The sequence below is a fragment of the Aestuariibius violaceus genome, from assembly GCF_040779325.2.
GTDB classification, from domain to species: Bacteria; Pseudomonadota; Alphaproteobacteria; order Rhodobacterales; family Rhodobacteraceae; genus Aestuariibius; species Aestuariibius violaceus.
Genome location: NZ_JBFONT020000037.1, coordinates 1 through 291, shown reverse-complemented (window position 1 = coordinate 291; position 291 = coordinate 1). Strand labels below are relative to the sequence as shown.

Below are 291 nucleotides of genomic sequence, written 5' to 3'. Positions count from 1 at the left end.
AATTTAATCACTGCGTTACTCGCCGTTGCAGTTACTAGTATGTTTGAAGGGATCTTAAGCCAGCTCGCTATTCTCGCAATTTTAAATTCTCTTGTGCCCAGTATGGGCGGGGTCGCGGGAAATCAGACCTTAACCTTGGTGATTCGCGGTATCGCCTTGGGTCATGTTGGTGATAGCAACGCCAAAGCATTACTCAATAAAGAGCTTGCCGTCGGTTTTTTAAATGGTGTTATCTGGGCATTACTGATAGCAACGGTCGTTGCTATATGGAAACAAGACATGATGCTGGGT

Annotated in this window: 1 protein-coding gene; it reads left to right on the top strand. The window is 45.4% G+C overall.

Features of this window, described 5'->3' with window-relative positions:
• Nucleotides 1-39: 39 nt before the first annotated feature.
• On the top strand, nucleotides 40-291 hold a 252-nt coding region (locus tag AADZ90_RS22445; protein WP_411997186.1), incomplete at its 3' end, for a magnesium transporter.